Source organism: Prevotella sp. CAG:592 (assembly GCF_000436015.1).
Lineage (GTDB): Bacteria > Bacteroidota > Bacteroidia > Bacteroidales > Bacteroidaceae > Prevotella > Prevotella pectinovora.
On sequence record NZ_FR892604.1, the window covers coordinates 291 to 535 of the forward strand.

A 245-nucleotide genomic window follows, 5' to 3' on the forward strand; every position below is an offset into this window, starting at 1 on the left:
TCTTCGCTCCATACCCTTTGGGCGCAGAAGAGTCTCATAAACTATGAGGACAGCCTCTTCAGCATCGACGACGTGGTGTGTGTGGGGGAGCGTCCCCACTATCTCACACCCAGCCAGACCATCTCGGGACCTACGCTGCAGAACCTCTCCACCACTTCTGTTGCCGACGCACTGAAATATTTCTCAGGCGTGCAGATAAAGGATTTCGGCGGACTGGGCGGACTGAAGACCGTAAACGTGCGCTC

The 245-nt window shown here is 55.9% G+C and carries 1 pseudogene; it reads left to right on the forward strand.

Features of this window, described 5'->3' with window-relative positions:
* Positions 1-245 (forward strand): annotated as a pseudogene (locus tag QVO99_RS08150) (TonB-dependent receptor); the annotation flags it as partial.